This window comes from Clostridium sp. (genome assembly GCF_017888565.1).
GTDB lineage: Bacteria > Bacillota > Clostridia > Clostridiales > Clostridiaceae > Clostridium.
This window is the reverse complement of record NZ_JAGHFX010000058.1, coordinates 214024-228705: the sequence shown is the minus strand read 5'-3', so window position 1 is coordinate 228705 and position 14682 is coordinate 214024. Positions and strand designations below refer to the sequence as shown.

The 14682-nt window shown below is 28.6% G+C and carries 11 protein-coding genes; all 11 read right to left on the bottom strand.

All coding sequences use genetic code 11. From position 1 onward, the window contains the following. Positions 1–21 precede the first annotated feature (21 nt). The 11 genes from J7M87_RS11660 to J7M87_RS11610 all read right to left on the bottom strand — a co-directional run bounded on the left by J7M87_RS11660 (position 22) and on the right by J7M87_RS11610 (position 14647). Entirely contained in the window at positions 22–552 is a 531-nt protein-coding gene (locus J7M87_RS11660) for an N-acetyltransferase (RefSeq protein WP_291651353.1), read from the bottom strand. 10 nt (positions 553–562) lie between these two features. Further along, a complete protein-coding gene (locus J7M87_RS11655) occupies positions 563–943 on the bottom strand; it encodes a VOC family protein (protein WP_291651219.1) in 381 nt (126 codons plus the stop codon). A 29-nt stretch (positions 944–972) separates the two neighbouring features. After that, complete coding sequence (locus J7M87_RS11650) at positions 973–1422, bottom strand: GNAT family N-acetyltransferase (protein ID WP_291651218.1); 450 nt, start codon at positions 1420–1422, stop codon at positions 973–975. An 86-nt stretch (positions 1423–1508) separates the two neighbouring features. Continuing rightward, entirely contained in the window at positions 1509–2297 is a 789-nt protein-coding gene (locus J7M87_RS11645; protein WP_291651217.1) for an EcsC family protein, read from the bottom strand. Between the two features lie 247 nt (positions 2298–2544). Further along, a complete protein-coding gene (locus J7M87_RS11640; protein WP_291651216.1) occupies positions 2545–3333 on the bottom strand; it encodes a 5'-methylthioadenosine/adenosylhomocysteine nucleosidase in 789 nt (262 codons plus the stop codon). 149 nt (positions 3334–3482) lie between these two features. Beyond that, complete coding sequence (locus tag J7M87_RS11635) at positions 3483–4223, bottom strand: SIS domain-containing protein (RefSeq protein ID WP_291651215.1); 741 nt, start codon at positions 4221–4223, stop codon at positions 3483–3485. A gap of 56 nt (positions 4224–4279) precedes the next feature. Then, positions 4280–9469, bottom strand: a complete 5190-nt coding sequence (locus J7M87_RS11630; RefSeq protein ID WP_291651214.1) for an alkaline phosphatase family protein — start codon at positions 9467–9469, stop codon at positions 4280–4282. Between the two features lie 97 nt (positions 9470–9566). Beyond that, on the bottom strand, positions 9567–11591 hold the full coding sequence (locus J7M87_RS11625) for a DUF6259 domain-containing protein (RefSeq protein ID WP_291651213.1): 2025 nt from the start codon (positions 11589–11591) through the stop codon (positions 9567–9569). Between the two features lie 15 nt (positions 11592–11606). Next, positions 11607–12347 (bottom strand): sugar isomerase domain-containing protein, encoded by a 741-nt coding sequence (locus J7M87_RS11620; protein WP_291651212.1) that lies wholly within the window; start codon positions 12345–12347, stop codon positions 11607–11609. Positions 12348–12351: 4 nt separating this feature from the next. After that, the gene (locus J7M87_RS11615; RefSeq protein WP_291651211.1) at positions 12352–13308 is read right to left on the bottom strand and encodes a BadF/BadG/BcrA/BcrD ATPase family protein; all 957 of its coding nucleotides are present in this window, start codon (positions 13306–13308) and stop codon (positions 12352–12354) included. A gap of 61 nt (positions 13309–13369) precedes the next feature. Beyond that, positions 13370–14647 (bottom strand): sugar ABC transporter substrate-binding protein, encoded by a 1278-nt coding sequence (locus tag J7M87_RS11610; RefSeq protein ID WP_291651210.1) that lies wholly within the window; start codon positions 14645–14647, stop codon positions 13370–13372. Positions 14648–14682: the final 35 nt, after the last annotated feature.

Below are 14682 nucleotides of genomic sequence, written 5' to 3'. Positions count from 1 at the left end.
TATAAGACATACTCACCTTTCTTATTCAAAAAATGCTTTTGAATACTCTACTACACCATCAACTTCATTAAGCGCATTGGGAAGTAATTCTAAAACCATATAAGCTTCATCTGGAACATCAAAAGGAGCCTTAATTCCATAATTACTTGCTTTTTTAAATCCAAACTTAGGATAATAATTTTCATGGCCTAATACTACTATTGATTTATATCCTAATTTCTTTGATTTTTCTATAGCTTCATTCATAAGATTTTTACCTATACCATTACTTTGATAATCAGGCAAAACTGCTAATGGTGCAAGTGCAAGAGTTTCTGTATCTTTATTTTCACCCTTTATCAATGCCTTAGTTAAAAGAATATGACCAACAATCTTATTATCAATTTCAGCTAATAAAGATAGTTCTTTTATAAACTCATCACTACGTCTTAACCTTTTAACTAGATTATGTTCGTCATTATCTGTAAATTCTGCACTTTTAAAACTCTCTTCTATTACTTTTTCTACTTCTTCATTATCTTTATTTGTTTCTTCCCTTATAATTATAATAATACACCCCTTCTTAGTTAATACTAAATCCTTCTATCAACTCTATTTCTACTCCATTTGGATCTTCTATAAATATAAATCTTTCTCCACCAGGAGTTTTAATTGGTCCTCTAATAATTTTTATGTTTTTTCCTTCTAGTTCTTTTATTGTGATATCTAAATCTAAAGACTCAAATCCTATAGATACTTTTGAATGGATAACTTCAGCTGCTATAGACTTATTTTCATATTCTATTAATTCTAGCATTGCTGAACTTTCTCCTTTAAGAAATGCTATATTAGTTCCTTTCATTGGCGAAAATTCTTGTGCAATTTCTAATTTTAATACATCCTCATAAAATTTTACTGATTCTTTTAAATTTTTTACTGTAATTGTAACAAACTTAATATTCATCGTTAATTCATCTCCCTACATATATCTTATTATACTTCTAATTTCATTATTTTTTCACCATTTATATCTAATTCACCATTAAATTTAAATCCAAATTTCTCATACATCTTAATTGCTAAATAATTATTTTCATAAATGCTTAAATATATCTCATTACGTTTATATTCATTATAAATTCTATTTAATATAAGTTTTAAGCTTTCACTTCCATATCCTCTTCCTTGAAACTCATCTCCTATCATAAATCTATCTAGCCATACTCTCCCATTAGTCCCCTCATTTTCCCATAATCCATACATAGCAAATCCTATTAATTCATTATAATTATATATACCTACAGGCCTCCATAAGGATAATTGCTTTGCTTCATTTAGGCATTCTTCTACGGTTTCAATAAAGTTTTCCTGAATCTTTTTAACTTTTAATCTTAATGCTTCATTATAATTTTTATCATTGATTTCTTTTATAACTAAATTCATAATTTTACCTCAAATATTTTTATCTAATTTTAATATTAATTATTCTATTTAATTCTACTAATATTATTTTAAAATACTAATATAATCTATAGCTTTTTATTTAAATATCTTTTCTTATATCTAATTCTAGTATATTTACTAACTTTGTTAATGACCTGATAATTGGTTATACTTCCTAAAGCTCCAACAATAGGTAATCCCTGAATAAATTTGGCCATTAACAAACTTTCTGATAATACTTGTGATGTACTTTTAATTTCTAAATTAATATCTTTATTTATGCCTATATTTGAATCTATTTTATATTCAATTTCATTTAATTTTTCATTATAACTTACTTTTTCTTCACTATTTGTTAAAGCAACATTTATTAAATTTAATATATAAATCTTTTCTTCTTCACTTTCATAATCAAATCCATAACTTAATGCAATCTCGTAAATTGTTTTTAATATCATTGCAATAAATAGTGGTATATCAGGTAACCCTATCCCTAATACTCCAAGACCTGCTCCTTCTATTGTAGATATCGTTGAGTTTATAAGCTTACTTTTCTTTCCTTGAGAATCCATTACTTTTAGGCTTTTTCTAGTAACTTTTTTATCTAATGAATAATTATTCACATCATGTTCTAGTTGAATTTGATCTTTATCATATAGCTTTTCTATATATCTGCTTCCCTTTTCTAAAACTAATTTAAATCCATTATAAAAAGCACTTTCTAATGTATCTTTTAACTTTTGTGGTATTTTTTCTTCTATTTTATCCGAAATTGGTGCTACTTTACTCTTAATAAATTTATTTTCCTTTTTATTAAGTAATTTATTTTCTTTTTTGTTTAATTTAATTATTTCTCTATTTATTATTTTTTTCACTATTAATCACTATCCTTTAAGATATTTTGTAATCTTATTTTTATTATATACCTTTTTAATAGGATTATAGAATATTTATTATACTAATTTAAACAATAACAAATTATTAATATATAATTTTTACTCCACCTCTTTTGTTAAAACTAAGGAAAACTTATATATCTAATTTTATACATAAGAAAACTCCCATTTTAAAATTATAATCTTAAAATGAGAGTTTCACATAAACTACATATATAATTTTTAATTAGTAAATTTTTATGAATTCTTCAACTAAATTACTGGCATTTTTAGCAGCTATAGGTAAAAATTCTTCATATGATAGATCTGCCCCACCATCAGCTTTATCTGATATTGATCTAAGTATAACAAATGGTATGTTATTTAAATATGCAACTTGAGCCATGGAAGCTCCTTCCATTTCAACAGCTGATACTTGTCCAAAATTTTCTTTTATTCTATCAGCTATAGCTCCACCCGCTACAAATTGGTCTCCAGATGCTATTCTTCCTTCTTTTATATGAATACCCGAAACATTTTCTGATGCTTTTTTAGCTGTTTCAATCATATCCTTATCTGCTTCAAAGAAAGTTATTCCTAATCTTGATATCTCACCAAGGGGATCTCCAAATACTGTAGTATCAAAATCATGCTGCACTGCATCTGTTGAAATGACTATATCCCCTTGATTTAACTCTGGATCCATTGTTCCTGCAACGCCTGAATTTATAACTGCTGTTACTTTAAATCTATCTACTAATATTTGTGTGCAGGTAGCCATATTTACTTTTCCAACTCCTGAACGTACTAAAACTATATTTTTATCTTGTAATTTACCTCTATAAAACTCCATGCCTGCAACTTCTATAGTTTCTTTTATATCCATCTTACCTTTTAACAGTTCAACTTCCTCTTCCATAGCACCAATTACACCTAGCACTTTATCATTCGCATTTTTATTTTCCGCGCTACATCCTCCTAATACTGATATTACAATGAATAAACCCATAAATATAGATAATAATCTCTTCTTCATTTTCTTTCATCCCTTCGTTATATAGCGAATATTATTTAATAAATAACATTATTAGTTCGTGTAATTATTTATAACATAATTTCACTATATATTCAATACTATTTATATTATTTATCTATATTTTTTTAATACATATTCTATATTTCTAATTAATATTTATAGTGTATAGCTTCTTTATACTCATTATATATTTTTTTATTCAAGTCATCGCCCCCATCAATATTAGCACTATAAAATATAGGAGGTTTATTTATTCCCGCATTAACTAATTGTTGTGTAACTTCTGCTATTATAGAATTCATAATAGTAGCTGCTATTACTGTAGATGTAGGGCTAACCTTTTGTTCTAACCCTTCTAATTCAATACAAGCATCACCTATATCACCATGATTATCTATAACTATATCACTTATCTCATATAAGTTTTTCCCACAAGGATGCCTTGATGTAACAGTCTTTGAATACTTTAAGTTTGTTATACAAATAACTGATACATTTCTTTTTTTTGCTTCTAATGCTATTTCAATTGATACTGGATTTCTTCCTGAAACGGAATGAACTATTAATATATCGCCTTCCTTCATTGGAACTTTTTCTAAAATTGTTTTCCCATATCCAACTAATCTTTCCATACTACTAGTTAAAGAAATTGGAGATGTATCTAACATTAATGATTTAGCAAAAATCGGGTTAATTACAACTAATCCTCCTGCTCTATAATATAGTTCTTCACTAATAATTCCTGCATGTGATGCTCCAAATACAAATATAGATTTTTTATTTAAAATAGCATCAATAAATAAATCTACAGTTTTATTCATTACAACTTTTTCTTCGTTTTCAACTTCATCTATTAGCTCTTTAATTTTCTCGAAATATTTAAATCTCATAAACTCTCCTCCTAAAATAATACGGTAAAATATACTTTTAAACTATCAATTTAACATTAGCTAACTTCTTTTTTCTTCTTCATAACATAATATCCTAATCCTATTAGTACACAACCTAATATTAGAATATTAACATAACTTATAATTGAGCCTGTATTTGGAATTTTTTCTATTTCATTTTCTAAGTTACTATCTTTTTCAGGATCTATTACCTCTGGTTTTCCACTATTGTTTCCATTTTCAGAATTATTCTCTTCATTATTATTTTCTTCATTATCTGTTCCACCTTCAGCCTCTAGTTCCTTTATTTTTATAGCAGCATCTTCTAGCTTTTTATAATTTCTAACTAAAGCTTTATCCTTATCGGATAGGTTATTATATCTCTCCATCAAAGAATTTACTAAAGCTTTATCTCCTAAATTAACTTCTTCTGGTAAATTATCAATATCTTTAATAAGATTCATTACCTCTTCTGTAACAGCTTCTGTATAATGCGAATATGAACGCTCGCCAACCGATTTAATAGCAAATTTATATTCGTCTGAATAATCCATATCTAATACTAACTCATTATAATCTTTATTTTCATCTGAATTTACCCTAAGTGACCAATTGTTATCAATTTTATTATCTAACTCATATATAACATATTCATTAATATCATTTACTTGATCCCATTTGAGTTTTATCTTCCCATTATCTGTTTTCATAACAATAAAATCTTCTACTGCTTGTGGTGCTATATCGGTTCTTTCTATTTTATAGCTATCATATACTTCTGAGTTATTTAATAAATATGATTCTATTTTTAATTCTTTATTATTAATTGTTATCCCAGTATAAGATTGATCCTTTGGTTGTTCAGTCTTTTCAAATAATTCAAAATTTGCATCTGGATGTTGATCATAATATTTAAATCCTGATGTATTACTAATTAAGTACATTGTACCTTCAGGATTTTTAACTTTTCCATCTGTAACTATATCATCAGTTTTTTCTCCATTATAAATTTGTGCTGTTCTAGCGTATATATGATCATGTCCTTGAAGAACTAAATCTATTCCAAGTTCATCTATAACAGGTCCTAACATTGGTTTGATAACTTCTACAATATCCTTATCCTTTATATGGGATGAAGTACTATAAAGAGGTTTATGAAGAACTATAATTTTCCATTTCTTATCTGTAGCTATCATGTCTCTCTTCAGCCATTCAATTTGTGGCTCAAACATTTCTTTACTATCTGCCATTTCTGTATTTAACATTGCAAAATGAACGTCATTATAGTCAAAAGAATATACAGAATTCAATGGTGTTGCTTTAACATCTTTTCTTATTGGCAAGTTAAAATGATTAGCAAATCCTGTATTATTTCTTCCTTCATGATTTCCCATAACAGGTGCCATAGGTAAATTTAATAGACTCTTTCTTGCTTTTTCGAAGAAATATATCCACTCTTGTTCATTATTAGGTACATTTAATCCTGCATCTACCATATCCCCAGCCATTACCATAAATTTAGATTCAGGGAATTGTGTTAAAGCTTTATCTAGTGTTCTTGCCCATACTTCATAATCACCCTCATTTTTACCTTGTGAATCAGTTAAATACAGAAATGAGAATTCTCCCTCATCAGAGGTTGTAAAGCTTCCAGCTTCACTCCAAGTAATTCCATCTCCAACTCTATAAAAATATTTAGTTCCTGGTTCTAATTTATCTGATATAACTTTATGGCTTTCATATACCTTACTATCACCATTTAACTTAGTTCCAACAGTTTCACATATTCCTGTAAAAACAATACTGTCTGAAAAGTCTACCTCTTGTCCATCATCTTCAATTAATTCCACCTTTGTTCCCTTAACATTTTCATCTGTGTACCAAGCAAATCCCATTGACCTTGTAGTATCCCCATTTGGGCTCATAACAATTGTAAATGGATTACCTGTTTTAATTTCTTCATTTTCTGGTAATTTATCACTATAAAAATCTATCTTATCTATATTAATCTTTGCTGATCCATTAGATGATTCAAAAACAAACTTAACAGTATCTCCTTTTTCTAGATCAATATTAATAACTTTTTCTTCATAGCTGCTTTCTGAATTAGTTTCTGGAAAGTATATATTTCTAACAACTTTCGCATTTTTATACATAACTAATTTCCCATTATTTCCAGCAGAATAATTTACAAGCATCTTGGTTGATTTGGGAACATTTATAAACTCTATATAAGATCCCTCACTATTTAACCCAGTAACAGCCAATTCATCTGAAGCATTCGTATCAAAATACTTACTTGCTGATCCATTTAATGTTGCACATTCAGCTTCTATTTTCTCGATATACTTATCTTCAACTACTTCTTCCTCTAAAGCTTCATACAAAATATTACCTGTAGAGTCTAAAGGTGCATTTACATTTAATAGCTTTGACATTGTAGGCATGAAATCTGTATTATAAATTATATCAGTACACTCATATCCCTTCTTAATTCCATTCCCCCACATGAATGCAGCAATATTTTGTGCTCTATCTTCTAAACTATCGTGCTGTCCTCTTGCAGGAAATGATGATACAATTGATGAATGAAAATGATATGGAGTTTTTGGTGAGATAATTAAATCAGCAAATCCACTTCTTACTCCTCTTTCTTCCATTTCTTCTGGATACATAATTTCTCCAATATAACCCTTTTCCTTTAATGCATCTAGTATTTTCTTATTCTTATCTTCAATAACAGAGCTATCAAACTCATTAACATATGATATTTGAGCCTGTAATCCTACTGTTACAATAGCTATATCAGTTCCCTCTGAAGGAGATTGTATTTGACTTGGATGTAAAAATTCACATTCATATCCATCCCCTAGCCCTTCAATGGTATTAATTAAATCTTCTAATTTACTTTTATAACTATCATCATTAGTAGAATTCTGTAATCCAAAGTTAGCCATTCCATGATCGGCTGTTAAAACAAAACTCATTTTCTCATAAATTCCAGCTTCCTTACAAGCTTCAATAAACTCTCCAAGTTTTTTATCCATTAACTCTAATCTATCTACTACATTCTTAATCCTTTCATCTTCTGTTTTAGCAAGTTTTGATCCATAAGTCTCTACCTCGTTATGTCCTATTCCATCCAAATCATCCATGTATAAAGCTATAAATCTTGGTACAGCATCTAATTTAATATCTCCAGCTCTTAAATTTTTAACTAACTCTATTGCTGTGTCAAAACGTGCAATGGCATCAGAATATCCATTTTCTCCAATATCAGAGTTAACATAAGGATTTAACTCATCACCTATAACTGTTCCTCTATCTTCAAAAGCAAATTGATTTATTGATATAGCATTAAGACCTTGTCTAACAACACTTTCTGCCATAGTTTCACTTTCATTTTTTCTTGATGGTGTTTCTTGAACAATTACATTTTTTTCCTTATCAAAATACCTATAGCTATTCCCAGTATATTTTGAAGTTGTTCCAGAAGCTATTGCTGCTTGCATAGGATTAGTTATTGATGGTATTCCTGTTTTAGCATTAGAAAAATATACACCTTCATTATTCTTAATATTACTTAAAGTTGGTATTTTCCCTTCTTTTTCTGCTAAATCTATATAGTAATTTGCAAAACCATCCCAGTTAATATATACTGCTATATTTCCATCTGGTATTTCAGGCTTTATCATATATCTTACAGTCACTACTTTGGTAGAAGATTTACCATCACTATTAGTAGCAGTTATGACAATATCATTTTTCCCCTCACTTAAAGTAACATCTGCAGAAAATTTATTATCACTTACATTAACTTCTACTCCATTTACTTTAACTATCGATTCCATATTAGTAGTTCCTGTTAATGTAATTACATCTTTATATACTGTCATATTATCTTTTGGATAAATAACTGTAATTATTGGTGCTTCGGACACTTGCTCAAACACCCATGCTTTACCCTCATTATTATTAGGAGGATTTACCCCTAAAATGCTACATATAGTTGCTGCTATATCTTTAATACTTAAACTTCCTTTTACTCCACTTCCATTTTCAATATCTTCTCCAGATACAACACAAAAAACTTCTCTATAATCTAAATTGTCTGTCCTAAAAGTTCCTGACCCTGCCGCTGAAAAACTTTTACCTGATATTGGATTTATTAAGTAATCACAATAATCCCTAGATATCCCTAATTCTTCATAAGAATATATATCTTCTATATTTTCTCCAATATCATTTGTTTTATCTTTTAAATAGCTTAGCACTTTTTCTTTATCTTCTTCAGTAGCATTATTTGTAAAATATATTTGTGCATATGCCATTATATATTGCTTAATTATTACAACCTTAACATCTGATTCAATATTTCCTCCACCACTCTCTACTGCCTTTACGCCTGTTGACGAAGTAATTTTTGAAGCTAAACTTCCTGTAGTTATTTTACTTCCTATAGTATAAACATTAGATAATGAATTTAATATTATAGTTGTGTTTTTATATTTACCAGTATCTTTTAGAGCATTAACTATTTCTCCCACATTCTTATCTATTAATCTTATAGTTTCATCTAACTTATTATTTATTAATGAATCAGTTCCACCCCATCCTGCCATTTTTATATCATTTGAATATGCCATTATTAACTTTGGAGTGTCATTTGTATTAATAGCTTCAATTATATCTTTAGTAACACTTTCAACGGATATTAATTTATCTCCTCTTTCATATTCTTTTAACTTATAATTTTCATTTCCTTCTTTAAATACCCCTCTACCATCAATTGATTTATCTCCCAAATGCCAACCTGTAGCTAATACTTTTGCTCCATTATTATCCTCTATAAATTTTTCAAATATTGTTTGAGCTTCCATATTAAAAGTCTTTTTAGTATCATTTATACAGGTATTACTTTCCCTATCATAATACCTGTATAAAAACCTATTAGTATCTGTGTCAGCCCCGGTTAAAGCTGTAGCTTGTGAACCTCCATATGATGGAATCACTGTTTCAACTTCTCTTAATCTCGCTCCATTTGAAATTAGTAAATCAATATTAGGTGTATCTACACCCCTAGATTTTATTTCTTCATACATTTTATCTGACAATCCATCAATAACCAAATTAATTACATTTTTTTCAGAATTATTTTCTGCAAGTATTATTCTAGATGGTACTATCGATATTATCAAACATATTGCTACTATCAATGCTAAACCTCTTTTATTATTAACTCTCATCCTAAACATCCCCCTAAAAATAATAATTTTTTATATATTATGTTTAGATACCTTTTGGTTTTAGCTATGATCTTTATCGCATTTATTTCATTTTTGTTTAGCTATTTATAACAAAACAATTTAGTCTACTACTTCCAATAGATAAACTTACTTCATTACTATCTACACTTATTTCTTCTTTATTCCAGTCTATATCATAAACTTCAATATTTTTTATCTTTTTACTAAATTTTAAATTTAATATCGAATTATCAATCTTATTATAATTTCCAGCTATAAAAACATATTTGTTTTCTGATAATTTATAACCAGCTGCTTCACACTCTTCACTAATGAATTCAATATATTTATTGTCAATAAAATCAGAATCACTTATATATTCTTGTATTTTCTTTCTAAAATTTAGTGCTTTTTTAGCATAGTTATGAATTTCTCCAGCCTTTTCTGTTAATCTCGTTGTTATTCCCATCCATAATATATTTCCTAAAACTATAGCTCTTTGCATATCTTTAAAGAAATACTTATATCTTTTATCTTCATCTTCCTCCCAACCCCTAGGATTAACCATATTTACTTGAATAAATTCAGGGAATGTATATTTAAATACATTATAAAATTCATCATACTCAGCACCATTCCATGTTAAATTTCCCCATGTATAACTTCCGTAGATATCTCCACAATTTTCTGTCATTATATAAGAATTTGGATTATGGTTTCTTAACCTTTCCAATAATTCTTTTAATACATAAATATACCCATTATTAAAATCACCAATATCTTCATGGCTATGCTCTTTATTGTAACAAGGTAAAGGTTCAGCTGAAGCAAGTTGATCAAGATAAACTCCATCACATCCATAAGCTTTTACTGTAAATTCAGCAGTATCTAATAGAAAATCTCTCCACAACTTATCTGCTGGACAACTTACTGTAAATTTAGCTGGCCCATATGTTTCATAAACCATCTCTCCATTTTCATTTAAAACGGCCATTTTTTTACCAACGGTTTCATGGAAATTTGATTCAACATCAAAAATTCTAGCATTTATATATAAGGTAGATTGTCCACCATTGTTTCTTACATATTCAAGTCCTCTTCTAAACTCCATAGCTGATCCCAGCTCCATATCTGGATAATATTCAGGATAGTATGAATCAAATCCTGTTCTATTCCAGCTAGCTAAAAACATATGATTAACTCCAAGTTCTTTTCCCTTTTCATATAAATGTGGAATTTTATCAAATGTATTTTCTATTTTCCCATTTCTTTTAAAGTTATAACATTGATTTAAAGCATATTGCTCCTTTAAGTAATCTGGATTATGGTCAAAATCTAAATATTTTTCTATATATTTTCTATATATTTTGGAGCCATAATGCCAATCTTTATCTGTAATTGCAATAACATAATCTCCTGTATTATACTTTTGTCCATTAGTTATTCTTTTATATTTCCTAAATCCAAACCCCATCCATGGATTACTTTCTTGTCCACTTGTTTCAGCAATTACTCCTGTTACAGGGAATCTTTCATCATGACTACCTATATATAGTCCATTATTGTCATCATAATAATACATCCAGCTCATTGAAGCTAAGCCACAGTAATTTATTTCTCTCCTATAAATATCTTCGAATTTTACGCTACTAGCTCTCCAAAAATCTTTTTTATTTTTTCCGTATCCTATTACAGGATTTATTGTTTTTTCACCTGCATGATGAGGATAAATAATCACATCATCTTCATGACTATCTCCAAGATATATTCCTGATATACGTGGCATTAAAACTTCAGTTATTTCTATACTTTCATCTAAATTTTCAATGTCTGCATTAATAATAATTTTATCCTCAATTGACTTGATATATATGTTGCAGATTACATTTTTATTAGAAAATTTTTCAATTGCTATCACTAATTCATTTTCATTTTCTGATACTTCAATTTTTTCTGGGATTAATTTAACCTTATTTTTATCACTTATCCCATATAATTCTATAATAGATTGTTTTACATCATTTTTTATATATTCATCTCCAGTAATAGAGTTCTTAATACTAATAAAATTATTGATTTCACTTGAATATTCACAAGTAAACGTATTTCCCCTTAGCTTCATAATACACCTCTCATTTTAATATCCATACTTTGTATAATTATCAATTGCTTTTCCATTTATTTCTGATGCATTTTCCATATGGTTTGATATATATACACTTGGTTTAAGACCCTTTTCTAAAAGTTTTTCTACTACAGTACTTTGTATAGCCCACATTATATAACTTGCTGAAATCCCACTTGCTGGACAAATCTTTTGTCCCAATCCTTCAACATTTACTAATGTATCTCCATAGTTGCTACAGTTGTCTAAATAATATTTACATGCTTCAAATAGTCTTAATCCACTTGGATGATCTGATTTAAGCTTATTAGAATATTCCACTGTAGTTATAGCTATAGTTAAACATCCTAAATCATTTCCCTTAATCGCTAAATCTACAGGAAAATATTTGTATCCTGACACTGAGCCTATCATTATAATATCTCCTGCTAATATATTAGATCTTCCGATTATGAAATCTGCAAAGCCTGGAATACTATCATATCCTACTGCTCCTTTTGAAACAGATGGCCTATATCTTACAGGATTTTCAATTTCACATGTTATCTTTATAGGTTGAAGTGCCATCATACCTCCAGTACGACCTACTCCTTCAAACATAAGCATATGACCAGTGTCCATTATGTGCCAAGCGGCTCCTTTTTCTAATCTATCTGCAATTTCCTCAGATATTTTTATTATTTTTTCTTTTTGTGTATCTTCTATTTTTACTAATACTTTTTTCATTTCCTCAAAATACTTATCCATTAACATAACTTTAGTCCCTCCTGTATTTAGATAAATTATTTAATACCTCTTTATTTCTCTCAATATCTATATTAGCTTCTTTCAATAAAACATATAGTGTTGCTCCTATTAAAGGATCATATTTAGGATTTTCATAATACAAATTTTCACATTTTGCTGATAGTTCTTCTTTAAAAATATTTATAAATAAATCCCCAATATTAGTAACTCCTCCAATTAATGAAACTGGTAACTTTTCATAGTTTAATTTCCTATTTAATGTTATAACTAATTCTACTAATTCCTTTGCCGCTCTTCTTAAAATATCAATTGCATCTTTATCATTTTCCTTTGCTGCTTCAGCTACAATTTTAGAAATCTTAGCCACATCTTCTCTTCCAAAATCACTAGAATATATTATTTCTCTTATTTTATACTCATCTTCAATTTCAAACTTTTCTAGAAATATTTTTCTTAACTTGCTATCTTTTATATCGTTATCATAAAAATATGCAAGCTTTTCAAGGCACATAATTCCAATATGGTATCCACTACCCTTATCTCCAATTAATGGACCCCATCCACCACTAACTACTTTTCTATTGTCTTTTGATATTCCTACAGCAAAGGATCCTGTGCCACTTAAAACTACAATTCCATATGATTTTCCCATAGCTCCAAAAAAAGCATTATTAACATCCGATAAACATTTGATATTCTTCATACTAATCCTTTTTTTGATTTTGTGGATACAATTTTCAAAACCTGGTATAAATAAGCATACTAACTCTAAATCATTAATTGATAACCTTGCTTTTTCTATACATTCGTTTATTCCTTCAATAACATTATTAATAGCTTTTTCTTCATCTATAAATAAAGCATTAGTCCCTGCATTTTTGTAATAGCTTAATATTTCTGCTTTTTCATTAAATATAAGAAAATCTGTTTTTGTTCCACCACCATCGCAAACTAAAAAATTTCTCATATTATTCTCCTAACCTTAATAGTAAATTGGGGAGGCCATTAGGCATCCCAAATTTCAACTTTTATTCTTTACTTAATATTTCTTTACCTTGATTATCTACTCTTTGTGCGAATTCATCAGGAGTAATAACTCCTGCCCAAAGAGATTCACATTCTTTCTCAAACATATTTTGGAATTCTGATCCATTTATATTTACTTGATATGGAACAGCAGTTTCTAAAGCATCAACAAAGTATTTATTATAATTGTTTTCTCCTATAAACTTTGTTGTATCAACTTTATTAGATGCTGGTAAGCCAAATTTCATATCTAAAGCTATTTGTTGCCCTTCTTGTCCTGATAAGAATTCAACTACGCGCCAAGATAATTCTGGATTCTTTGCTCCTTTTGGTATAGTCCATGTATTTACAAAAGAAGAAGATGTACTAACTCCATTAACAGATGGAATTGGTAATACAGTATATTCTGTTTTATTAGCATCTAAAGTTGAAGAAGTTGAAAGTGATCCTATTTGCATTGCTACTTTATTAGCCATAAATGATGAGTATTCATTATCCCCAAATTGTGATGCTTGTGCACCAGTTGGACAAACTTTATAAGTATTTGTTAAATCATACATAAATTGTACTGCTTTCTTTGTATTTTCATCTGTTGATAATACACTTGTTTTTCCATCTTCTGAATATAATTTCCCTCCAAATGCAGCTATATGAGCAAATGTTTGGTCACTATAATTCTTCCAATAATATCCCCATTGAGAATCTGCACCTGAACCTTTAGTAAGTTGTTTTGCTATTTCTACAAACTCGTCCATTGTCCATGTATCACTTGGGATTTCAACGCCTGCATCTTTGAACATTTTTGTATTTACATACATTACTTTAGGAGTAACATCACGACCTGCTGCATACATTTTTCCATCAACAGTTAAAGCATCCTTAACAACTGGGTATAAAGAATCCTTATATTCTTGATTTGCTAAATCATCTAATGGCATAATCATATTCTTTTTTGCGTAACGTGGTACTTGGTCCATAGCAAGCATCATTACGTCTGGTGTTTCTCCTCCAGCTAGTTTAGTGATCATTGTGTCAGCATAACCCTCTCCAGAAACTGTTATAAATTCAAGTTTAATATCTGGATTCTTACTTTCAAAATCTTCCTTCATCTTTTGTAAATGAGCAAATTTAGTTATATCCCACCAAGTATAAACCTTTAATGTCTTTGGTTCATTTGAATTTGCATTATCCTTATCACTACTAGAGCCACAACTTACAAGACCAATAACCATAATTAATGATAATAAAACTCCTAATGATTTTTTTAATATTTTCTTCATAATGATCCCCCTTAAAATAAATTTTATATTCAAAG

Coding starts and splice junctions, on each gene's coding strand:
- J7M87_RS11655 (WP_291651219.1), bottom strand. CDS start 943: ATGAATATTAAGTTTGTTACAATTACAGTAAAAAATTTAAAAGAATCA.
- J7M87_RS11650 (WP_291651218.1), bottom strand. CDS start 1,422: ATGAATTTAGTTATAAAAGAAATCAATGATAAAAATTATAATGAAGCA.
- J7M87_RS11640 (WP_291651216.1), bottom strand. CDS start 3,333: ATGAAGAAGAGATTATTATCTATATTTATGGGTTTATTCATTGTAATA.
- J7M87_RS11635 (WP_291651215.1), bottom strand. CDS start 4,223: ATGAGATTTAAATATTTCGAGAAAATTAAAGAGCTAATAGATGAAGTT.
- J7M87_RS11630 (WP_291651214.1), bottom strand. CDS start 9,469: ATGAGAGTTAATAATAAAAGAGGTTTAGCATTGATAGTAGCAATATGT.
- J7M87_RS11625 (WP_291651213.1), bottom strand. CDS start 11,591: ATGAAGCTAAGGGGAAATACGTTTACTTGTGAATATTCAAGTGAAATC.
- J7M87_RS11620 (WP_291651212.1), bottom strand. CDS start 12,347: ATGTTAATGGATAAGTATTTTGAGGAAATGAAAAAAGTATTAGTAAAA.
- J7M87_RS11615 (WP_291651211.1), bottom strand. CDS start 13,308: ATGAGAAATTTTTTAGTTTGCGATGGTGGTGGAACAAAAACAGATTTT.
- J7M87_RS11610 (WP_291651210.1), bottom strand. CDS start 14,647: ATGAAGAAAATATTAAAAAAATCATTAGGAGTTTTATTATCATTAATT.